Below are 19,731 nucleotides of genomic sequence, written 5' to 3' on the forward strand. Positions count from 1 at the left end.
CCCACAAAGACGAGGACGGTGGCCGATGCCCGAGGACGTGTTCGCCTGGATCGACGGGGCCGCAGCCGCCCGTGAGCGGGCCGGGCTGGTCCGCACCCTGCGGCCGCGCCCGGCGGAGTCGGACCTGCTGGACCTCGCGAGCAACGACTACCTGGGCCTGGCCCGCCACCCCGAGACGGTCGAGGCGGCCGCCGCGGCCGCCCGCCGCTGGGGCGGCGGTGCGACCGGCTCCCGGCTCGTCACCGGCAGCACGGCGCTGCACGCCGAGCTGGAGCGCGAGCTCGCCGAGTTCTGCGGCTTCGAGGCGGCCCTCGTCCTGTCCTCCGGCTACGCCGCCAACCTCGCCGCCGTCACCGCGCTGACCGGCCGCGGCTCCCTGGTCGTCTCCGACGCCGGCAACCACGCCTCCATCGTCGACGGCTGCCGGCTCTCGCGCGCCGAGGTGGCGGTCGTGCCGCACTCCGACCCCGAGACCGCGCGCAAGACCCTGGCCGCGTACGAGGGCGACCGGAAGGTCCTCGTCACCGACTCGGTCTTCTCCGTCGACGGCGACGCCGCCCCGCTGGCCGGCTACGCGGCGGCCTGCCGCGCCGAGGGCGCGGCCCTGGTCGTCGACGACGCGCACGGGCTCGGCGTGCTGGGCGAGGGCGGTCGCGGTGCACTGCACGCCGCCGGGCTCGCCGGCGACCCGGACGTGGTGGCGACGCTGACCCTCTCGAAGTCCCTGGGCAGTCAGGGCGGTGCGGTACTGGGTCCCGCGAAGGTGATCGAGCACCTGGTCAACGCGGCCCGCAGCTTCATCTTCGACACGGGACTGGCCCCGGCGGCCGTGGGCGCGGCCCTGGGCAGCCTGCGCCTGCTGCGCCGCGAGCCGGCCCGCGCCGAGCGGGCCCGGGAGGTGGCCCGGACGCTGCACGAGCGGCTGACGGCGGCCGGCCTGACGGCGGCGCGGCCCGACGCGGCCGTGGTGTCGGTGCGGGCGCCCTCGCCGGCGGCGGCGCTGCAGTGGGCGGCCGACTGCCGCGGGGCGGGGCTGTCGGTGGGCTGCTTCCGTCCGCCGTCGGTGCCCGACGGCATCTCGCGGCTGCGGCTGACGGCGCGCGGCGACCTGACGGAGGCCGAGATCACGCGCGCGGTCGACACGATCCTGCGGACCGCGCCGACCGCGGGCTGAGACGGTCGGTCCGCCGGTTCCGGGGGAGAGGGGGTCAGCCCTCGGAACCGGGCAGGTCCGCCCGTACGTACGACAGGAAGCCCTGCCAGGCCGTGTCCGTGAACACGAGGGCGGGCCCTTCGACCCGCTTGGAGTCACGGACGGCCAGCAGCGTGCGGCCGAGCTCGGCGGCCTCCACGCAGTTGTTCATCCCGGTGCTGCGGCTGCTGCGCCGCCAGGTCGCGCTGTTCAGAAGTCCGCTCGGGGGTCGGGGGTTTGCGGACATGGGGGTGTGCCTCCTTACGCGCCGTCAGCGATCGCGCTGATGAGATCCGACGAGTCCTGGGGCGGGAGGGCGTGCGCCTGGATTGCCCGGAAGGCGGCGCTGTACGCCTCGAGGTCTTCTTTCCGCTCCAGATAGAGGCTACTCGTCAAATGGTCGAGAACAACCACGTCCAGATCGACGATGTTCGGAAATGAGAAAATAACGAAAGGCCCGGTGAGGCCGAGATGACCTCCCACGCTGAACGGCAGTACCTGGAGCCGGACTTGGGGCAGCTCCGCGACCGCCGCCAGGTGCCGCAGCTGCTCCGCCATCACCTCCGGACCGCCGATCTGACGTCGTAGGACGGCCTCGTCGAGCACCGCACTCAGCTGGAGCGGCGGATCCGCGCGCAGCACCGACTGCCGGGCCAGCCGTACGTCGACCAGCGCGTCCACCTTGGGCTCCGGCAGCCCCCCGAGCGCCGCCCGGGTCACCGCCCGCGCGTACGCGGGGGTCTGGAGCAGCCCGGGCACCACCGACAGCTCCACCGTGCGGGCGGCGCTCGCGGAGGCCTCCAGGCTGATGAAGTCCCGGTACTCCTGGGGCAGCAGGCCCCGGTACTCGTGCCACCACTGCCGCGCCTGGCCGGTGTCGCCCGCCGAGACGGCCAGGGCCTCCAGCAGTGCGCGCTCCCGGGCGTCGGACACCCCGTACGCGTCCAGGAGGAGCCGGACGTCTGCCGGTTTCACGCCACTTCGCCCCGTCTCGATGCGGCTGATTTTCGACTGGTGCCACCCGAGCAGCTGGGCCGCCTCCCCGCTGGTGAACCCACAGCGGTCGCGCAGAGCGCGCAGTTCCTCGCCCAGCTTGCGGCGGCGCACCGCGGGACCGTGCTGCATGCCGGCCTCCTTCCACCGGCGCACCCGCGCCAGTCCTACGCCCAAATACGGTCTTCCGTAGCAGAGTTCACCGCTTTGAGGGACAGATATATGCATATCTTGATGGAACGGCAGCGTCGGCGCCGCCATGAGTGGCAGTCTGGCGCGGAGCACAGATCCGGGACCGTCCTCGAGGTCATCCGCTACGAGTCGGAGTCCGGCCCCGGTGGGAAAGGGACAGTGTCGCCATGGCAGACCACCAGGAAGCATCCGTCACTCTGCCGAGCGATCCCGCCTCGGTGTCCGCGGCCCGGCGGTACGTCGCGGACGTGCTGTCCGAATGGGGCCTGCCCGAGGACGCCGGCCAGGCCGACAGCGTCCGGCTGATCGTCTCCGAACTCGCCACCAACGCCGTGCAGCACACGTTCGGCCAGTCCCCGGTGTTCACGGTGGACATGCGGCTGGAGCGCGACGAACTGCTGCGGATCGGGGTGACCGACAGCCACCCGCGCTGGCCCCGGCGACTGCCGGCCGCCGTCCAGCAGGACAACGGCCGGGGCATGGTGATCATCCGCTGGCTCACGGCGGAGGCGGGCGGCCGGCTGTCGGTGAGCCCGACCGCCGACGGGGGCAAGACGGTGTGGATCGTGCTGCCGTGGACGGCGGCCGCGGCCCCCGCGCCCGCCGAACGGACCTGCTGACGCGGCGTCGGGGCCGCCGAACGGACCTGCTGACGCGGCGTCGGGGCGTTCAGACCAGTCCGCGCTCGACGGCACTGCGCTCCACGCAGAACTCGTTGCCCTCCGGGTCGGACATGACCACCCAGCCCATGCCCTCCGAGGTCCGGCGGTCGTCCTCGATCCGGGCCCCGAGCTCGAGGAGCCGCGCCACCTCCTCGTCCCGGGTGCCGGTGGGCGGCTGGATGTCGAGGTGGACGCGGTTCTTGCCGGACTTCTCCTCGGGCACCTGGCAGAACAGGATTCCCGGCGCTCCGGGCTGCTGCGGGTCGAGCAGCACCTCGGGGTCGCCCTTCTCGGTCGGGTCGAGCGCGTACCCGGTGACGGCGGCCCAGAACTCGGCGAGGCGGTAGGGGTCGCGGGCGTCGAAGTTGATGTGCCGGACGGGGTTGAGAAAGGACACGGCTCTCCTTGGTCGCGGATCCCGGCCCGGTGCGCCGGGATCCGCCAACCTACCCGCGTACGCCCCCTGCGGGGCGGTGATTTCAGCGCACGCGGCCGTACCACACGCTGTGCGTCCAGATCTTCTCGAGGCGGACCGTGGAGCCCGTCTTCGGCGAGTGCCAGATCCGGTTGGCGCCGGCGTAGATGCCCACGTGGTAGACGGACGAGCCGTAGTGGAAGAACACCAGGTCCCCGGGCCGCCGGGAGCCCGCGGAGACGTGCGCGGTGCGGTTGTACTGCTGGGCCGCCGTGCGGGGCAGGGACTTGCCGGCCTTCTTGAAGGAGTAGAGGGTCAGCCCCGAGCAGTCGAACCGGTGCGGGCCGACCGCCCCCCACTGGTACGGGGAGCCCTTCTTCGATGCGGCCACCTGGAGCGCCTTGATGCCGGGCGTCGCCGCGGCGGCCTCGCCCTGGGCGCCGGGAGCGAGGAGCGTGGCCCCGGCCACGGCGAGCGCGAGGGCCGAGGTGACCCCGGCTCGGGACAGCGCGGACGGGACGTTCGTGAGCGCGGACATGCGCAACCCTTCGTCAGCCGCCTGTGAAGGATGACCTGTCGGGTTCGGGCGGCGAAGTTCGCCCGGCCGCCGAACGCCCCGTCCCCTGTGCGGGACGGGGCGACGTACGGCTTCACCCCAAGGGCCGGCAACGGACCTGACGGTCCGCCGACCCGTACTGCTGGGTCCTCCACTCCTGCCGATGCATTCCTGTCGACCAGTCATCCGGGTGAGGCGGCAGGACTCGGCGTCCGCCCGGACCGCCCCGCCGTGGTGGCGGGGGCTTGTCGTCGACAGGGATCCTCACCCAGGAATTGCCCGAAAACCGCATCGAATCGGCGATATGTGAGACTCGTCACGTATGCCGGAATTGTGGTTTCCGGCTCCGGTTCCGGCCGTTCAGGTGACAAGGACGCATGCCCTGACCTGCGCGGTTGCGGTCTGCGCCGGTCTGTCCGGTACTGCGTCAAGAATGCATAAGTGGAGGGCGCCCGTTCGGGTGACTCTGGCCGGAACGTCGATGCTTCGTCAGGTCGCCAGACGTACTGGCGTGGCTACGCTGGGTGTTCATGACCCGCCCGCGCAACACCCGCACCCGGCCGCCGGTCCGCGCGGCGGCCCGCGTTCGAACCGTGCGACCGCCCGAAACGTGGAGTAACACGACGGAAAAGCACGAGCCCTACGCTGCGGGGCCCGGTCCGTGTCCCTGGGTGACGCAAAGCGGTGGTCATCCAACGGCCAAAAAGGGCTCTGCGAGCGACAAGTCATCACCAGCAGTTGGCAAGGGAAGGTCAACAGGTTGTTGACCGCGGATATGGTCCGGTTCGCTCCGCCTTGATCATCCGTAACCGCAGTGAGGTGACCCCCGTGCAACTGACACCGCACGAACAAGAGCGGCTTCTCATCCACGTCGCCGCCGACGTGGCCGAGAAGCGGAGGGCCCGCGGCCTGCGGCTCAACCACCCCGAGGCGATCGCCCTGATCACCTCGCACATCCTCGAAGGCGCCCGCGACGGCCGCACGGTGGCCGAGCTGATGGCCTCCGGGCGCAAGATCCTCACCCGTGACGAGGTCATGGAGGGCATCCCCGAGATGGTCCACGACGTCCAGGTGGAGGCCACCTTCCCCGACGGCACCAAGCTCGTCACCGTCCACGACCCGATCGTCTGAGGGGGCCGACGTGATTCCCGGCGAGATCCTCCACGCGGACGGGGTCGTGGCCCTCAACGCGGGCCGCCCCACCACCCGCCTGACCGTGCTGAACGCCGCCGATCGCCCCGTGCAGGTCGGCTCCCACTACCACTTCGCCGAGGTGAACCCCGGCCTGGACTTCGACCGCGCGGCCGCCCGCGGCCGGCGCCTGAACATCGCCGCCGGCACCGCCGTCCGCTTCGAGCCCGGCATCCCGGTCGAGGTCGAGCTCGTACCGCTGGCGGGCCTGCGCTCGGTGCCCGGCCTGCGCGGCGAGACGGGCGGTGCCCTCGATGGCTGAGCTCACCCGACAGGACTACGCCGCCCTGTTCGGCCCCACCACGGGCGACCGGATCCGGCTGGCCGACACCGACCTGCTCGTCGAGATCGAGGAGGACCTCAGCGGCGGACCCGGACTCGCGGGCGACGAGGCGGTCTTCGGCGGCGGCAAGGTGATCCGCGAGTCCATGGGGCAGGCCCGCACCACCCGTGCCGAAGGCGCCCCCGACACCGTCATCACCGGCGTGGTGATCCTCGACCACTGGGGCGTCGTCAAGGCCGACCTCGGCATCCGCGACGGGCGGATCGCCGGGATCGGCAAGGCCGGCAACCCCGACACCATGGACGGGGTGCACCCCGACCTTGTCATCGGCCCCGAGACGGAGGTCATCGCCGGCAACGGCAAGATCCTCACCGCCGGTGCCATCGACGCGCACGTGCACTTCATCGCGCCGACGATCCTGGACGAGGCCCTCGCCTCCGGCATCACCACCCTCGTCGGCGGCGGCACCGGCCCCGCCGAGGGCTCCAAGGCCACCACCGTCACCCCCGGGCCCTGGCACACGGCCCGGATGTTCGCCGCGCTCGACGCCCACCCCGTCAACATCGGCCTGCTCGGCAAGGGCAACACCATGTCCGCCGAGGCCATGCACTCCCAACTGCGCGGCGGCGCCCTCGGCTTCAAGATCCACGAGGACTGGGGCGCCACCCCGGCCGTCATCGACGCCTGCCTGCGCGTGTGCGAGGAGACCGGCGCCCAGGTCGCCGTCCACACCGACACCCTCAACGAGGCCGGGTTCGTGGGGGACACCCTCGCCGCCATCGCGGGACGGACCATCCACGCGTACCACACCGAGGGCGCCGGCGGCGGGCACGCGCCCGACATCATCACCGTGGTCTCCGAGCCGAACGTCCTCCCCAGCTCGACGAACCCGACCCGGCCGCACACCGTCAACACCGTCGAGGAGCACCTCGACATGCTGATGGTCTGCCACCACCTCAACCCGGCCGTCCCCGAGGACCTCGCCTTCGCCGAGTCCCGGATCCGACCCTCCACCATCGCCGCCGAGGACGTCCTCCACGACCTCGGCGCCATCTCGATCATCTCCTCCGACTCCCAGGCCATGGGCCGGGTCGGCGAGGTGATACTGCGCACCTGGCAGACCGCGCACACCATGAAGCGGCGCCGGGGCGCCCTGCCCGGAGACGGTCGCGCCGACAACCACCGGGCCCGCCGCTACGTCGCCAAGTACACGATCAACCCGGCCGTCGCCCAGGGCCTGGCCCGTGAGATCGGCTCCGTCGAGACCGGCAAGCTCGCCGACCTCGTGCTGTGGGAGCCGGCGTTCTTCGGCGTCAAGCCCCAGCTCGTCATCAAGGGGGGCCAGATCGCGTACGCGCAGATGGGCGACGCCAACGCCTCCATCCCGACCCCGCAGCCGGTGCTGCCCCGCCCCATGTACGGAGCCCTCGGCCGCGCCCCGGGCCTGAACTCGGTCAACTTCACCGCCCGGGCGGCCCTGGACGCCGGACTGCCCGAACGCCTCGGCCTCGGAAAGGAGTTCGTCGCCATCGAGGACACCCGTCGGGTCACCAAGGCGGACATGCGCGAGAACGACGCCATGCCCCGGGTCGAGGTGGACGCGGACACGTTCACCGTGACCATCGACGGTGAGCCCGTCGAGCCGGCACCCGCCGCCGAACTGCCCATGGCCCAGCGGTACTTCCTCTTCTGACGGCACCCATGGACACGTACACCCCACCCACCGGCGGCGGCCGGGCCGCGCTGCTCGTCCTGGCCGACGGCCGCTTCCCGGCCGGGGGCCACGCCCACTCCGGCGGCGCCGAGGCGGCCGTCAAGGCCGGCCGCATCACGGACGCCGCCTCCTTGCAGGAGTTCTGCCGGGGCCGGCTGCACACCGCGGGACTGGTCGCCGCCGCCCTCGCGGCCGCGGCCGCCGCCGGCCACGACCCGGCGGACCTCGACGCCGCCGCCGACGCCCGCACCCCCGCGCCCGCCCTGCGCACCGCCGCCCGGCGGCTGGGGCGCCAGCTCACCCGAGCGGCCCGGTCCGTGTGGCCCGGCGACCCGGGGCTGGCGGCGCTGTCCGCCGCGTTCCCGCGTGGCGCCCACCAGCCGGTGGTCCTCGGGCTCGCGGCCCGGGCCGCAGGCCTCGGGCCGCTGGACGCCGCGCACGTGGCGGCGTACGAGAGCGTCGGCGGACCGACGACCGCGACCGTACGGCTGCTCGGCCTCGACCCCTTCGAGGCGACGGCGGTGCTCGCCCGGCTCGCCCCCGAGCTGGACGCGGTCGCGGAGCGCGCCGCCGCCGCTGCCGCACGCGCCCGTACGGAAGGGACCGGTGCGCTGCCGTCGGCAGCCTCGCCGCTGCTCGAGATCGGGGCCCAGGCCCACGCGGCGTGGCCGGTCCGGCTGTTCGCCTCCTGAGTCGCGGGGGCACCGTCCTCCTCCTCTCCTTCTCCTCCCCCCTTCCGTCTCCCTCGGGTTCCCCGTTCCCCCTCGTCCGCCCCTGGAGGGCCCCATGCACCTCGACCACCCGGTCGTCTACCCCCAGCGCCACACCCACGGTGCCCCCGAGACCCGCCCCGACGGCCGGCGCCGGGCGCTGCGCATCGGGCTCGGCGGCCCCGTCGGCTCCGGCAAGACGGCCACCGTGGCCGCACTGTGCCGGGCACTGCGCGAGGAGTTCTCCCTCGCGGTGGTCACCAATGACATCTACACGCGCGAGGACGCCGAGTTCCTGCTGCGCGAGGCCGTGCTGCCGCCCGAGCGGATCGCGGCCGTGGAGACCGGGGCCTGCCCGCACACGGCGATCCGCGACGACATCTCCGCCAACCTGGAGGCCGTCGAGGACCTGGAGGACACCGTCGGCCCCCTGGACCTGGTCCTGGTCGAGTCGGGTGGCGACAACCTCACCGCCACGTTCTCCAAGGGCCTGGTCGACGCCCAGATCTTCGTGATCGACGTGGCGGGCGGCGACGACATCCCGCGCAAGGGCGGGCCCGGGGTCACCACCGCGGACCTGCTCGTGGTCAACAAGACCGACCTCGCCCCGTACGTCGGTTCCGACCTCGACCGGATGGCCCGCGACGCGGCCGCCCAGCGCGGCGAACTCCCCGTCGCCTTCACCTCCCTGGCCGCCGAGGGCGGCGTCGCGCCCGTCGCGGGCTGGGTCCGCGAGCGGCTGGCCGCCTGGGCGGGCGTACCGGCATGACGGCCCCCGCTGCCGTACCGGCTCCCGCCCCCGCCTACGCCCCCACCCCCGCCTCCGCGGCCGCTCCCGCCGCCGTACCCGTCCCCCCGGACGGGCCGGCGGTCCCCCACGGCTACGGCGTGTCCGCGACGGCCCGGATCCGTGCCGTCCCCGACGGCCGGGGCGGCACGGCCCTGCCGCTGCTCGCCGGTGACGGCCCGCTCGCCCTTCGGCGCACCCGCGGCCCCGGCCCCGGCGCGCAGGCCACCCTGGTCGGCGCCATGAGCGCACCGCTCGGCGGCGACCGGCTCGCGGTGGAGGCGGAGGTGGCCGCCGGCGCCGCCCTGACCGTCACCTCCGCCGCCGCCACCATCGCGCTGCCCGGCCGGGACGGTGCCCCGGCCCGGTACGACGTACGCCTCGCCGTCGAGGAGGCCGCCGAGCTGCGCTGGCTCCCGGAACCCCTCATCTGCGCCCGCGGGAGCAGGCTGTACACCCGCACCGTCGCCGAACTCGCCCCGTCGGCCCGCCTCCTGCTGCGCGAGGAGCAGGTGCTGGGGCGGGCGGCCGAGGAACCGGGCCTGCTCACCAGCCGGCTCCGGGTCACCCGGGCCGGGCGGCCGCTGCTCGACCAGGAGCTGTCCTGCGGGCCGGGGGCGGCCGCCGGGTGGGACGGCCCCGCGGTGCTGGGCGGACACCGGGCGATCGGCCAACTCCTGGTGGTGGACCCCCGGTTCGAGGCCGACCCGGTGACGCCCCGGATGCTGGGCGAGTACGCGGCCGTGACCCCGCTGGCCGGCCCCGCGGTGCTCGTCACGGTGCTCGCGCCCGACGGGCTGCGGCTGCGGGCCCTGCTCGACGGGGCCCGCCGTGCGTACGGTTGGTGAACTCTGACCGGATTCTGCACCGCTGAGCGGTACAGGCCGATCCGGTTATCGGGTTGGTAAAGAACCGGTCAGCACTCTGTTGTCAGGTACCCCGCAGACGAAAGGATCCCCGAGCAGTCTGTTCGAACACGGCCCACTCCGGCCGCACATGACGCAGGGGGAATACCACGTGATACGCACAGCGGTGCTCGGCAGCGCGGGCACTCTGATGGCGGGCACGCTCATCGCGGGCGCCTTCGTCGCCCCGTCGGCCGCCGCGGCCGACACCCAGACCGGCAGCAGCACCACCGTCTCCGCCGCCCGCGGCGCGGCCATCGCGGCCGCCCGCGCCGGCCGCAAGGGCATCACCTGGAAGGACTGCCCCGCCGCCTGGGGCTTCCCGGCGCCGATCCAGTGCGGCTGGGTGAAGGTCCCGCTCGACTACACCAAGCCGTACGGCAAGCAGATCGACATCGCCGTCGACCGCGCGCTCAGCACCGGCACCAAGGCCGAGCGCCAGGGCGCCCTCGTCTACAACCCGGGCGGCCCCGGCGGCTCCGGCATGCGCTTCCCGCTCCGCGTCGTCAACAAGGCGCCGCTGTGGGTCAACGCCTCCAAGGCGTACGACTTCGTGGGCTTCGACCCGCGCGGTGTGGGCCACTCCACCCCGATCTCCTGCGTCGACCCGCAGAAGTTCGTGGCCGGCCCGAAGAAGGACCCGGTCCCGGACAACGAGGCCGACAAGCGCTACCAGCGCAAGCTCGCCGCCGACTACGCGGACGGCTGCAAGAAGCGCAGCGGCTGGATGCTGCCGCACATGACCACGCCGAACACTGTGCGCGACATCGACGTGATCCGCGCCGCCCTGCACGAGAAGAAGCTCAACTACCTGGGCGTCTCCTACGGCACCTACATCGGCGCCGTCTACGCCGAGCTCTTCCCGACGCACGTGCGCCGCATGATCGTCGACTCCGTGGTCAACCCGTCCAAGGAGAAGATCTGGTACCAGGCCAACCTGGACCAGGACGTCGCCTTCCAGATGCGCTGGAACGACTGGAAGAAGTGGGTCGCCAAGAACGACGGCCACTTCCACCTGGGCAACACCCCGGCCAAGGTCGAGGCCCAGTGGCTGAAGCTGCGCGCCGCCGCCAAGAAGGCCCCCCTCGGTGGGAAGGTCGGCCCGGCCGAGCTCATCAACTTCTTCCAGAGCGCCCCGTACTACGACTCCGCCTGGGTGCCGGTCACCCAGACCTGGGCCGACTACGTGGCGGGCAACACCCAGGCGCTGATCGACGCCGCCGCCCCGGACATGTCGGACACCGCGGGCAACATCTCCGCGGAGAACGGCAACGCCGTCTACACCGCCGTCGAGTGCGCGGACGCCAAGTGGCCCACCAGCTGGGCCCGCTGGGACCGTGACAACACCCGGCTGCACAAGGACTACCCGTTCATGACCTGGGCGAACGCCTGGATGAACCTGCCCTGCGCCACCTGGGGTGCCAAGCAGTCCAACCCGGTCGAGGTCCGCGTCAACCGCGGCCAGGGCCTGCCCTCGGTCCTGATCGTCCAGTCCACCCGTGACGCCGCCACCCCGTACGACGGTGCCGTCTCGCTGCACAACCGCCTCTACGGCTCGCGCCTGATCACCGAGAAGGGCGCCGGCTCGCACGGTGTCACCGGCCTGGTCAACCCCTGCATCAACAACCGCGTCGACGCGTACCTGCTGCGCGGCAAGATCGACGCCCGCGACGTGACCTGCGCCGCGCACGCCGCCCCGGTGGTTCCCGCCGCCCCGGCCCGTGCCAAGGTCCAGGACGTCGTCGCGGACCTGCCCGCCGTGAAGTAACACCCGCGGTCGGTACCCCTTGAGGAAGGCTCAGCGCGCCCTGCGCTGGGCCTTCCTCGCTTCCTCCGCCTCGGCCTTGACCTCGGCCGCGTACCGGTCGACGTACTCCTGCCCTGACAGCGCCATGATCGCGTACATGATCTCGTCGGTGACGGCCCGCAGCACCGCCTTCTCACCCTCCATCCCGGCGTACCGCGAGAAGTCCAGCGGGGCGCCGAAACGGATCGTGATCCGCTTCGGGCGCGGCAGCCGCTGGCCCGGCGGCTGCGCCTCGAAGGTGCCGACCATCGCGCACGGCACCACCGGCACCCCGGCCCTCAGCGCCATGGCGGCCACGCCCACCTTGCCCTTGTAGAGGCGGCCGTCGTGCGAGCGGGTGCCCTCCGGGTAGATGCCCAGCAACTCGCCCTCGGCCAGTACGCCCAGCCCCTCGCGGATCGCCGCCTGCCCGGCCGCCTTGCCGGAGCGGTCCACCGGGATCTGCCCGGCGCTGCGGAAGAACGCCGCGGTGAGCCGCCCCTTGGGCCCGGTGCCCGTGAAGTACTCGGCCTTCGCCAGGAACGTGATCCGACGCCGCAGGATCGCGGGCATCAGGAAGTGGTCCGAGAACGACAGGTGGTTGCCCGCCACGATCGCGGGCCCCTCGGCCGGCACGTGCTCCAGCCCCTCGATCCGCGGCCGGAACAGCAGCCTCAGCAGCGGTCCCAGCAGTACGTGCTTGAGCAGGTGGTAGAACACGACCGACCCCCTTCGCGCCCCGACGACGGCCCGGTCATTGTGACAGCGCCCCGGCCGGTCGGACACGGGGCGCGGCGGGTGTGCCGGGGCGGGGGGTCAGGTGTTGCGCGAGGCGGCGACGCCCGCCGTGAGGACGCACACCACCACCCAGCCGAACCAGAGCCAGCCGTTGCTGCCGAGGGCCACCGAGTAGGCGGAGACCACCACCAGCAGGCCGACGCAGAGAACGGCCATCCACTTCATCGAACCGCTCATGCCCCCATGGTCGCGCCTGCGGGGCGGAACGCGCTACCTGCGGGCGGGTCCGGGCGGGTCAGCGACCCCGGGTCTGGAGGGAGGCGAGGTAGGCGTTGTACGCCTCCAGCTCGGCGTCCCCGTCGCGGTCGGCCCGGCGGTCGGCGCGCTTGGCCGTCCGCTGCTCGGAGCGGTACCACTGGTAGATCAGGGCGATCAGCACCAGCACCGAGGGGATCTCGCTGAAGGCCCAGGCGATGCCGCCGGCCGCGGTCTGGTCGGAGAGGGCGTCGATGCCGAGCGAGGCCGGCGGGTCGGCGTACGTGGAGACCATCGGCTCGGTCGCCATCATCAGGGCGATGCCGAAGAAGGCGTGGAAGGGCATGCCGGCGAACAGCTCCAGCATCCGCATGATGTACCCGGGCCGGTGCGGGCCGGGGTCCACGCCCATGATCGGCCAGAAGAAGACCAGGCCCACCATCAGGAAGTGCACCATCATCGCGATGTGCCCGGCCTTGCTGCCCATCAGGGTGTCGAAGAGCGGCGTGAAGTAGAGGCCGTACAGCGAGGCGATGAACATCGGGATCGTGAACGCCGGGTGGGTGACGACCCGCATGTAGCGGCTGTGCAGGAGCATCAGCAGGAGCTCGCGCGGCCCCTTGCCGCGGCCCCGGCCGGCCGGCGGCAGCGCGCGCAGCGCCAGCGTCATCGGCGCGCCGAGCAGCAGCAGGATCGGCGAGAGCATGCTGATGACCATGTGCTGGATCATGTGCACGCTGAACATGACCATGCCGTAGTCGTTCAGTTGCGTGTTCATCACGAGGGCGATGCTCAGCACGCCCGCGGCCCAGGCGACGGTACGGCCCGCCGGCCACGCGTCGCCGCGGCGGCGCAGCCGGAGCACGCCCCAGCCGTACAGGCCGAGGCCCAGCAGGCAGCCGACGAGGAAGAAGGGGTCGGCGGAGAACTCCAGGCCCCGCCCCAGCGTGAACGGCGGGAGGTCCATGGTCATGCCGTCCATGCCGTGCCCGCTGTGATCCATGTCCTCGTCGTCCTCGTCCCTGGGATGGTGCCGGTGGTGCCCCCCAACAGTAGACCCGCCCCCGGAGGCCGAAGTCTCCGGGGGCGGGTCTGTCCGGGTTGATCACGTCACCGTACGGTCTGCCCTGTCGTGGCGGGCCGTTCGGGGACGTCCTGGGACGTCCGGCCGGGCCGTCAGAGGACGGTCTCGGCCTCGGCGTACCGGTCCGTCGGGACGGTCTTGAGGGTCTCCACGGCGCTGCCCAGCGGCACCATCGTGACGTCGGTGCCGCGCAGCGCGGTCATCATGCCGAACTCGCCCCGGTGCGCCGCCTCCACCGCGTGCCAGCCGAACCGGGTCGCCAGCACCCGGTCGTACGCGGTCGGGGTGCCGCCGCGCTGGACGTGGCCCAGGATGACCGGACGCGCCTCCTTGCCCAGGCGCTTCTCCAGCTCCACCGCGAGGACGTTGCCGATGCCGGCGAACTTCTCGTGGCCGTAGATGTCGGTGCCCCGGCCCTCGAACTCCATCGTGCCCGGCTTCGGCTTGGCGCCCTCGGCCACCACCACGATGGCGAACCGCTTGCCGGCCGCGAAGCGCGCGCCCACGATCTCGGTGAGCTCGGCGATGTCGAAGGGCCGCTCCGGCACCACGATGGCGTGCGCGCCGGCCGCCATGCCCGAGTGCAGGGCGATCCATCCGGTGTGGCGGCCCATCACCTCGACCACCATCACGCGCTGGTGCGACTCGGCGGTGGTCTTCAGGCGGTCCAGGGCCTCGGTGGCGACCCCGACGGCGGTGTCGAAGCCGAAGGTCACGTCGGTGACGGCGATGTCGTTGTCGATGGTCTTCGGCACGCCGACGATCGGCAGCCCGGCCTGCGAGAGCAGGTGGGCGGCCTTGAGGGTGCCCTCGCCGCCGATCGGGATGATCGCGTCCAGGCCGAGGTCCGCGAGGTGGCCGCGGGCCCGCTCCACGCCGTCGCGCAGGTGCGCGGGCTGGACGCGTGAGGAGCCGAGGACGGTGCCGCCGAGGGCGAGGATGCCGCTGACCGAGTCGAGGTCGAGCTTGCGGTAGTCGCACTCCAGCAGCCCCTTCCACCCGTCGTGGAAGCCGATGACCTCGTCGCCGTGGTCGACGACGGCGCGGTGCACGACGGAGCGGATGACGGCGTTCAGACCGGGGCAGTCGCCGCCGGAGGTGAGCACACCAATGCGCATGGCAGGAGAGAACCTTTGCAACGTGGGCCGACGACCGGACCACGTCGTCCGGTTGGATCTGACCGCAACCCTACAAGCGGAAACCCGGTGGACTGAACCATCTTCCACGGGCTCGGCAGGCATCTCGTACGAAAAAACGAGGGCCAGGGCGCCTCTGGGGTGAGGCGCCCTGGCCAGGGCTTTCTTCCGTGCGCGGACCCGCTCAGACGAGCTGTCAGATCCGCTCAGCCGAGCGTGGCACCCGCTCAGGCGGGGCCGGTCGGCGGGCCCGATCGTTCGAGCGCGGACCCGCTCAGGCGGGCTGCCTCCGGGCTGGGCGGGCGGGCCGCGTCCGACTTTCTCAGGCGGGCTGCGTCGCGGCCGCGATGCGCTCCGCGCGCAGCGCCTCGTACCAGCGGTCGTCGACCGGCGGCAGCGCGTTCACGTCCAGCGCCAGCTTCAGCAGCAGGTCCGCGATCTGGGGGTTGCGGGCCATCACGGGACCGTGCATGTAGGTGCCGAAGACCGTGTCGTTGTACGCGCCCTCGGTGCCGTCGCCCGTGCCGTTGCCGCGGCCGAGGCGGACCCGGGCGAACGGCTTGGCCGTCGGGCCCAGGTGCGTGACGCCCTGGTGGTTCTCGAAGCCCGTCAGCTGCGGCAGGTTCAGGTTCGGGTCGATGTCCGCCAGGACGTCGCCCACGCACCGCTCGCCCTCGCCGCGGACCGTCACGACGTCCAGCAGGCCGAGGCCCTCCTGGCGCTGGCCCATGTCGTTGACGAACTCCTGGCCCAGGATCTGGTAGCCGGCGCACACCGAGAAGACGATCGCGCCGTTGGACACCGCCCGGGCCAGACCGCCGTCGCGCACCAGCCGCTCCGCGGCCAGCCGCTGCGGCCGGTCCTCACCGCCGCCGATCAGGTAGATGTCGCCGGAGGTGGGCACCGGCTGGTCGCTGCGCACGTCCAGGCGCTGCACGTCCAGGCCGCGCTGGCGGGCCCGGCGCTCGACGACGAGGGCGTTGCCCTGGTCTCCGTACGTGCTGAGCAGGTCCGGGTAGACCCACACGAGACGCAGGCTGTTGTCGCTCATGCTCGTTGTCCTCAGAAGGTCTCGTGGACTAGTTGCCGACGCGGCGGCGGACGTCCTGGAAGGCGGTGTAGTTCGCGATCAGCTCGATCTGGCCGGGCGGGCACAGCTGCACGGCCTCGTCGAGGGTGTCGCAGACGCGGAAGTCCACGTCGGCGACCTCCAGGCGGACGGCCAGGTCGAGCTTGCGGTCGCCGATCACGAAGATCGGGTGGCCGGCCAGCCGCCCGTAGTCCACGTCCCACAGCCACGAGGTGTCGGTGCCGTCGGCGCCGCGCGCGTTCACCGAGAGGATCACCGGAGCCGGAGCCGGGTCGATCAGGGAAAACGTTTCGAGCCAGCCCGCCGGGTTCTTCGCGAGCAGGAGGCGCACCTGGCGGTTCATGAAGTCCACCACGTCGTACCGGCCGGCCACCGCCTGGACCTGGTACATCCGCTCCAGCGCGACCTGCGGCGGCACGCCGAACACGGCGGCCACGGCGGCCGAGGTGGCGGCGTTGGACTTGTTCGCGCGGCCCGGCAGCTGGAGGTGGATCGGCCAGGCGCTGCCGTGCGGGTCGAGCACGTGGTCGCCGGACAGGGCCCAGCTGGGCGTCGGGCGGCGGAAGCCGCACTCGCCGCAGAACCAGTCGTCGCCCGGGCGCTGCATCACACCGCCGCAGGAGGGGCACGACCAGGCGTCGTCCTTCCACTCCTGGCCGGCGGCCACCCACACGACGTTCGGCGAGGAGGAGGCGGCCCACACGATGAGCGGGTCGTCGGCGTTGGCCACGACCACGGCCTTGGTGCCCTCCAGGCCCTCCCGCCACTTCTCCGCGAGCATGCGGGTCTCCGCGGCCCGGTCGAGCTGGTCGCGCGAGAGGTTGAGCAGCGCGATCGCCTTCGGGGTGGTGTCCCGGGCCACGCCGGCCAGGTACTTCTCGTCCACCTCGATGACGCCGTACTTCGCCTCCGAGCCGCCCGCCAGGGCGGAGGTGATGCCGGCCGGCATGTTCGCGCCCAGCGCGTTCGACACGACCGGGCCGCTGGCCCGCAGGGCCTCGGCGATCAGACGGGTCGTGGTGGTCTTGCCGTTCGTCGCGGAGACGAGGACGACATCGAGGTGCTGCGCCAGCGCGCTGAGCAGATCGGGGTCGAGCTTGAGGGCCACCTTGCCCCCGATCACCGATCCGCTGCCCCGCCCTGCGGCCCGCGACACCGCCGCCGCGGCCTTGCCCGCCGTCACGGCCAGCTTGGCCCGCGGCGAAAGCGGCTCCGTGTTGCCTGCCATCGTCCCTGCTCCTCCTTGCGTCGGTCCGGGCTCAGCCTATCCAGAACCGGCCTGGGCCCTGACCAGGCGCCCAGGTGGATCCCTCATATATTCGCCCGACGTACCCTTACGGCCATGCGACAGCGCCCGATCCCCGGCACTTCCGGTCTCGTCCGCACCATGACCCTGCTGGGCGACCCGGTGCTCCACGCCCCCTGCGCGGAGGTCACGGAGTTCGGCCCGGACCTCGACCGGCTGGTCGAGGACATGTTCGCGACGATGTACGCGGCCCAGGGCGTGGGCCTCGCCGCCAACCAGGTCGGCGTCGGGCAGCGGGTGTTCGTCTACGACTGCCCGGACGACGAGGACGTCCGGCACGTCGGCCACGTGGTGAACCCGCGGCTCGTCGAGGCCGACGGGTACGAGGTCACCGGCCCCGAGGGCTGTCTGTCCCTGCCGGGCCTGGAGGCCGGTACGACCCGGTTCGACCGTGCCGTGGTGGAGGGCGTGGACCGCGAGGGCCGGCCGGTGCGCGTCGAGGGTACCGGGTTCTTCGCGCGCTGCCTGCAGCACGAGTGCGACCACCTCGACGGCACGGTGTACGTCGACCGGCTCGCGGGCCTGAGGCTGCGCCGGGCGAAGCGGGGCATCCGCAAGGCGCCGTGGGGGCAGCGGGAGCAGGCGCGCGCCTACACGGCGTAGCCCGCGTACGGGGTCAGAAGCCCGGGCCGCCCTCGAGGACGCCCGCGGTGGACAGGTGGCCCCACAGCAGGTCCGTGAGGTCGGTCACCAGCTCCGCACGGGTGCAGGGGCGCTCGCCCAGCCACCAGTCACCGGCGGCGTGCAGCATGCCGACGATCCCGTGGCCCCAGACCCGCGCCAGCCGGTCGCCGGCCGGGCCGAGGTCCACGCGCTCGGCGATCACCAGGGCGAGCTCCTCGCCCAGCCGGCGCAGCAGCGGGGCCGAGTGCCGACCCACGTCGAAGCCGCGGTCGGTGGGCTGGGAGTCCTCGGCGGGGTGCATGAGGAAGCGGTACACCTGCGGCCGGGCCTCGATGGCCGCGAGGTAGGTGTCGAGGGTGGCCTCGACGCGGTGCCGGCGGTCGGTGGGGGCGTCCAGCGCGGCCCGCAGCGAGGCGAGCAGGGCGTCCGTGTGCCGGACGGCCAGGGCCTGGTACAGGCCCGCCTTGTCGCCGAAGTGGCGGTAGAGGATCGGCTTGGTGATGCCCGCCTCGGCGGCGATGGCGTTCATGGAGGCCTTCGGGCCGTCGCGCAGGACGACCCGGTCGGCGGCCTCCAGCAGCTGGCGGCGCCTGCGGTCGGCGGTGCTCAGCCGCCCGTCCTCGTGGTCGGCCTGGTGATCGGCCTGCTGCGTGGTCTCCATGACGTGCTCTCTCCCCGCCCGTGCGATTGCGTGACGCAGGCGCAACGTAACACCACGCACACCCCCCGAGCCGAATCGGTGGCAGCGGTTGACATCCCCTACTGACGAGTAACACACTGCGGTTACCGCAGGTAACAAGCCGCGGTTACCGCAAGTAAGGCACGATGCGGACAAGGCTACAGCCGGGAGGGGAACATGGCGGAGTTCACCATGGAGCTCAGCGACGAGCAGAAGGAGGTGCGCGACTGGCTCCACGGCTTCGCCGCCGACGTGATCCGCCCCGCGGCCGCGGAGTGGGACGAGCGCGAGGAGACCCCCTGGCCCGTCATCCAGGAGGCCGCCAAGGTCGGCATCTACTCGCTCGACTTCTACGCCCAGCAGTTCTTCGACCCCACGGGCCTCGGCATCCCGATGGCGATGGAGGAGCTCTTCTGGGGCGACGCCGGCATCGCGCTGTCCATCGTCGGCACCGGCCTGGCCGCCATCGGCGTCGTGGCGAACGGCACCGAGGAGCAGATCGGCACCTGGATCCCGCAGATGTACGGCACCCCGGACGACGTCAAGGTGGCCGCCTTCTGCTCCTCCGAGCCGGACGCGGGCTCCGACGTCGGATCGATGCGCACCCGCGCCGTGTACGACCAGGCCAAGGACGAGTGGGTGCTCAACGGCACCAAGACCTGGGCGACCAACGGCGGCATCGCCAACGTCCACATCGTCGTGGCCGTGGTCGACCCCGAGCTCGGCACCAAGGGCCACGCCTCGTTCATCATCCCGCCGAACACCCCCGGCCTCTCCCAGGGGCAGAAGTTCAAGAAGCACGGCATCCGCGCCTCGCACACCGCCGAGGTCGTGCTCGAGGACGTGCGGGTGCCCGGCTCCTGCCTGCTCGGCGGCAAGGAGAAGCTCGACGAGCGCCTCGCCCGCGCCCGCGAGCGGGCCAAGGCGGGCGGCGAGCGCGTGAAGAACGCCGCGATGGCCACCTTCGAGGCCTCCCGGCCCGCCGTGGGCGCCATGGCCGTAGGTACCGCCCGGGCCGCGTACGAGGTGGCCCTCGACTACGCCAGGACCCGCACCCAGTTCGGCCGCCCGATCATCGACAACCAGGGCGTCGCCTTCCAGCTCGCCGACATGCGCACCCAGATCGACGCGGCGCGCCTGCTGGTCTGGCGCGCCTCCTGGATGGCGAGCACCGGCAAGCCGTTCACCTCCGCCGAGGGCTCGATGTCCAAGCTGTACGCGAGCGAGGTCGCCAAGAAGGTCACCGCCCAGGCCGTCCAGATCCTCGGCGGCAACGGCTACACCCGCGAGTACCCGGTCGAGCGGATGCACCGCGACAGCGCCATCTACACGATCTTCGAGGGCACGAGCGAGATCCAGCGCCTGGTGATCGCCCGCACCCTGTCCGGCATGCCGATCCGGTAGCCGGAGCCGTACGCCCAGGGGCCGGCCCC

22 protein-coding genes and 1 riboswitch are annotated in these 19,731 nt (G+C 72.5%); of the genes, 11 read left to right on the forward strand and 11 right to left on the reverse strand.

Annotated features, from left to right (window positions below):
- Positions 1 to 25: 25 nt before the first annotated feature.
- Complete coding sequence (locus tag IF43_RS0115680; RefSeq protein WP_030200171.1) at positions 26 to 1,174, forward strand: 8-amino-7-oxononanoate synthase; 1,149 nt, start codon at positions 26 to 28, stop codon at positions 1,172 to 1,174.
- Between the two features lie 34 nt (positions 1,175 to 1,208).
- On the opposite strand, the gene IF43_RS0115685 is transcribed toward IF43_RS0115680, so the two are convergent.
- Positions 1,209 to 1,439, reverse strand: coding sequence for a DUF397 domain-containing protein (locus IF43_RS0115685; RefSeq protein WP_030200173.1), 231 nt, complete (start codon positions 1,437 to 1,439; stop codon positions 1,209 to 1,211).
- A 14-nt stretch (positions 1,440 to 1,453) separates the two neighbouring features.
- Complete coding sequence (locus IF43_RS0115690; RefSeq protein ID WP_030200174.1) at positions 1,454 to 2,317, reverse strand: helix-turn-helix transcriptional regulator; 864 nt, start codon at positions 2,315 to 2,317, stop codon at positions 1,454 to 1,456.
- Positions 2,318 to 2,544: 227 nt separating this feature from the next.
- Here IF43_RS0115690 and IF43_RS0115695 point away from each other — a divergent pair, with 227 nt between their 5' ends.
- Positions 2,545 to 2,997 carry an ATP-binding protein gene (locus IF43_RS0115695; RefSeq protein WP_030200175.1) on the forward strand — a complete coding sequence of 151 codons (453 nt, stop codon included), beginning with the start codon at positions 2,545 to 2,547 and terminating at the stop codon, positions 2,995 to 2,997.
- 49 nt (positions 2,998 to 3,046) lie between these two features.
- Here IF43_RS0115695 and IF43_RS0115700 read toward each other — a convergent pair whose 3' ends face one another.
- Together IF43_RS0115700 and IF43_RS0115705 are read right to left on the reverse strand one after the other, a co-directional pair.
- Positions 3,047 to 3,436 carry a VOC family protein gene (locus IF43_RS0115700; RefSeq protein WP_030200176.1) on the reverse strand — a complete coding sequence of 130 codons (390 nt, stop codon included), beginning with the start codon at positions 3,434 to 3,436 and terminating at the stop codon, positions 3,047 to 3,049.
- Positions 3,437 to 3,518: 82 nt separating this feature from the next.
- Positions 3,519 to 3,992 (reverse strand): C40 family peptidase, encoded by a 474-nt coding sequence (locus IF43_RS0115705; RefSeq protein WP_030200178.1) that lies wholly within the window; start codon positions 3,990 to 3,992, stop codon positions 3,519 to 3,521.
- Between the two features lie 3 nt (positions 3,993 to 3,995).
- A riboswitch (cyclic di-AMP (ydaO/yuaA leader) is annotated at positions 3,996 to 4,218 on the reverse strand.
- Positions 4,219 to 4,838: 620 nt separating this feature from the next.
- On the opposite strand from IF43_RS0115705, the gene IF43_RS0115710 reads away from it, so the two are divergent.
- From IF43_RS0115710 to IF43_RS0115740, 7 genes are all read left to right on the forward strand, one after another.
- Entirely contained in the window at positions 4,839 to 5,141 is a 303-nt protein-coding gene (locus IF43_RS0115710) for an urease subunit gamma (protein ID WP_030200180.1), read from the forward strand.
- 10 nt (positions 5,142 to 5,151) lie between these two features.
- Positions 5,152 to 5,463: an urease subunit beta gene (locus IF43_RS0115715; RefSeq protein WP_030200182.1), complete on the forward strand. Its 312-nt coding sequence runs from the start codon at positions 5,152 to 5,154 to the stop codon at positions 5,461 to 5,463.
- Positions 5,456 to 7,177, forward strand: coding sequence for an urease subunit alpha (locus tag IF43_RS0115720; protein ID WP_030200184.1), 1,722 nt, complete (start codon positions 5,456 to 5,458; stop codon positions 7,175 to 7,177). Before IF43_RS0115715 ends, IF43_RS0115720 begins: the two co-directional genes overlap by 8 nt.
- A gap of 8 nt (positions 7,178 to 7,185) precedes the next feature.
- Positions 7,186 to 7,890: an urease accessory protein UreF gene (locus tag IF43_RS0115725; RefSeq protein ID WP_030200186.1), complete on the forward strand. Its 705-nt coding sequence runs from the start codon at positions 7,186 to 7,188 to the stop codon at positions 7,888 to 7,890.
- A gap of 94 nt (positions 7,891 to 7,984) precedes the next feature.
- Positions 7,985 to 8,677: an urease accessory protein UreG gene (ureG, locus tag IF43_RS0115730; protein WP_030200188.1), complete on the forward strand. Its 693-nt coding sequence runs from the start codon at positions 7,985 to 7,987 to the stop codon at positions 8,675 to 8,677.
- The gene (locus tag IF43_RS0115735) at positions 8,674 to 9,543 is read left to right on the forward strand and encodes an urease accessory protein UreD (RefSeq protein WP_078910192.1); all 870 of its coding nucleotides are present in this window, start codon (positions 8,674 to 8,676) and stop codon (positions 9,541 to 9,543) included. The genes ureG and IF43_RS0115735 overlap by 4 nt, the downstream gene beginning before the upstream one ends.
- Positions 9,544 to 9,751: 208 nt before the next feature.
- Positions 9,752 to 11,368, forward strand: a complete 1,617-nt coding sequence (locus IF43_RS0115740) for an alpha/beta hydrolase (protein WP_199922734.1) — start codon at positions 9,752 to 9,754, stop codon at positions 11,366 to 11,368.
- Between the two features lie 30 nt (positions 11,369 to 11,398).
- On the opposite strand, the gene IF43_RS0115745 is transcribed toward IF43_RS0115740, so the two are convergent.
- The 6 genes from IF43_RS0115745 to IF43_RS0115770 all read right to left on the reverse strand — a co-directional run bounded on the left by IF43_RS0115745 (position 11,399) and on the right by IF43_RS0115770 (position 16,917).
- Positions 11,399 to 12,106 carry a 1-acyl-sn-glycerol-3-phosphate acyltransferase gene (locus IF43_RS0115745; protein WP_030200191.1) on the reverse strand — a complete coding sequence of 236 codons (708 nt, stop codon included), beginning with the start codon at positions 12,104 to 12,106 and terminating at the stop codon, positions 11,399 to 11,401.
- A 96-nt stretch (positions 12,107 to 12,202) separates the two neighbouring features.
- On the reverse strand, positions 12,203 to 12,361 hold the full coding sequence (locus tag IF43_RS42150) for a hypothetical protein (RefSeq protein ID WP_030200194.1): 159 nt from the start codon (positions 12,359 to 12,361) through the stop codon (positions 12,203 to 12,205).
- Positions 12,362 to 12,419: 58 nt separating this feature from the next.
- The gene (locus IF43_RS0115755; RefSeq protein WP_030200195.1) at positions 12,420 to 13,382 is read right to left on the reverse strand and encodes a cytochrome c oxidase assembly protein; all 963 of its coding nucleotides are present in this window, start codon (positions 13,380 to 13,382) and stop codon (positions 12,420 to 12,422) included.
- A 173-nt stretch (positions 13,383 to 13,555) separates the two neighbouring features.
- Entirely contained in the window at positions 13,556 to 14,581 is a 1,026-nt protein-coding gene (locus tag IF43_RS0115760) for a 6-phosphofructokinase (protein WP_030200197.1), read from the reverse strand.
- A 340-nt stretch (positions 14,582 to 14,921) separates the two neighbouring features.
- A complete protein-coding gene (locus tag IF43_RS0115765; protein ID WP_030200199.1) occupies positions 14,922 to 15,650 on the reverse strand; it encodes a type 1 glutamine amidotransferase in 729 nt (242 codons plus the stop codon).
- Between the two features lie 28 nt (positions 15,651 to 15,678).
- Positions 15,679 to 16,917 carry a MurT ligase domain-containing protein gene (locus tag IF43_RS0115770; RefSeq protein WP_030200201.1) on the reverse strand — a complete coding sequence of 413 codons (1,239 nt, stop codon included), beginning with the start codon at positions 16,915 to 16,917 and terminating at the stop codon, positions 15,679 to 15,681.
- 114 nt (positions 16,918 to 17,031) lie between these two features.
- On the opposite strand from IF43_RS0115770, the gene def reads away from it, so the two are divergent.
- A complete protein-coding gene (gene def / locus IF43_RS0115775) occupies positions 17,032 to 17,598 on the forward strand; it encodes a peptide deformylase (protein ID WP_030200202.1) in 567 nt (188 codons plus the stop codon).
- 13 nt (positions 17,599 to 17,611) lie between these two features.
- Here the strand turns inward: def and IF43_RS0115780 are convergent, their stop codons facing one another.
- Positions 17,612 to 18,280 (reverse strand): TetR family transcriptional regulator, encoded by a 669-nt coding sequence (locus tag IF43_RS0115780; RefSeq protein WP_030200204.1) that lies wholly within the window; start codon positions 18,278 to 18,280, stop codon positions 17,612 to 17,614.
- 195 nt (positions 18,281 to 18,475) lie between these two features.
- Here IF43_RS0115780 and IF43_RS0115785 point away from each other — a divergent pair, with 195 nt between their 5' ends.
- Positions 18,476 to 19,702: an acyl-CoA dehydrogenase family protein gene (locus IF43_RS0115785; protein ID WP_030200206.1), complete on the forward strand. Its 1,227-nt coding sequence runs from the start codon at positions 18,476 to 18,478 to the stop codon at positions 19,700 to 19,702.
- The last annotated feature ends 29 nt before the right edge of the window (positions 19,703 to 19,731 follow it).

The organism is Streptomyces sp. NRRL S-87 (assembly GCF_000719335.1).
In the GTDB taxonomy this organism is placed as follows: domain Bacteria; phylum Actinomycetota; class Actinomycetes; order Streptomycetales; family Streptomycetaceae; genus Streptomyces.

Coding starts and splice junctions, on each gene's coding strand:
- ureG (WP_030200188.1), top strand. CDS start 7,985: ATGCACCTCGACCACCCGGTCGTCTACCCCCAGCGCCACACCCACGGT.
- IF43_RS0115755 (WP_030200195.1), bottom strand. CDS start 13,382: ATGGATCACAGCGGGCACGGCATGGACGGCATGACCATGGACCTCCCG.
- IF43_RS0115735 (WP_078910192.1), top strand. CDS start 8,674: ATGACGGCCCCCGCTGCCGTACCGGCTCCCGCCCCCGCCTACGCCCCC.
- IF43_RS0115760 (WP_030200197.1), bottom strand. CDS start 14,581: ATGCGCATTGGTGTGCTCACCTCCGGCGGCGACTGCCCCGGTCTGAAC.
- IF43_RS0115780 (WP_030200204.1), bottom strand. CDS start 18,280: ATGGAGACCACGCAGCAGGCCGATCACCAGGCCGACCACGAGGACGGG.
- IF43_RS0115705 (WP_030200178.1), bottom strand. CDS start 3,992: ATGTCCGCGCTCACGAACGTCCCGTCCGCGCTGTCCCGAGCCGGGGTC.
- IF43_RS0115690 (WP_030200174.1), bottom strand. CDS start 2,317: ATGCAGCACGGTCCCGCGGTGCGCCGCCGCAAGCTGGGCGAGGAACTG.
- IF43_RS0115770 (WP_030200201.1), bottom strand. CDS start 16,917: ATGGCAGGCAACACGGAGCCGCTTTCGCCGCGGGCCAAGCTGGCCGTG.
- IF43_RS0115740 (WP_199922734.1), top strand. CDS start 9,752: ATGGCGGGCACGCTCATCGCGGGCGCCTTCGTCGCCCCGTCGGCCGCC.
- IF43_RS0115680 (WP_030200171.1), top strand. CDS start 26: ATGCCCGAGGACGTGTTCGCCTGGATCGACGGGGCCGCAGCCGCCCGT.
- def (WP_030200202.1), top strand. CDS start 17,032: ATGCGACAGCGCCCGATCCCCGGCACTTCCGGTCTCGTCCGCACCATG.
- IF43_RS0115695 (WP_030200175.1), top strand. CDS start 2,545: ATGGCAGACCACCAGGAAGCATCCGTCACTCTGCCGAGCGATCCCGCC.
- IF43_RS42150 (WP_030200194.1), bottom strand. CDS start 12,361: ATGAGCGGTTCGATGAAGTGGATGGCCGTTCTCTGCGTCGGCCTGCTG.
- IF43_RS0115785 (WP_030200206.1), top strand. CDS start 18,476: ATGGCGGAGTTCACCATGGAGCTCAGCGACGAGCAGAAGGAGGTGCGC.
- IF43_RS0115725 (WP_030200186.1), top strand. CDS start 7,186: ATGGACACGTACACCCCACCCACCGGCGGCGGCCGGGCCGCGCTGCTC.
- IF43_RS0115720 (WP_030200184.1), top strand. CDS start 5,456: ATGGCTGAGCTCACCCGACAGGACTACGCCGCCCTGTTCGGCCCCACC.
- IF43_RS0115765 (WP_030200199.1), bottom strand. CDS start 15,650: ATGAGCGACAACAGCCTGCGTCTCGTGTGGGTCTACCCGGACCTGCTC.
- IF43_RS0115685 (WP_030200173.1), bottom strand. CDS start 1,439: ATGTCCGCAAACCCCCGACCCCCGAGCGGACTTCTGAACAGCGCGACC.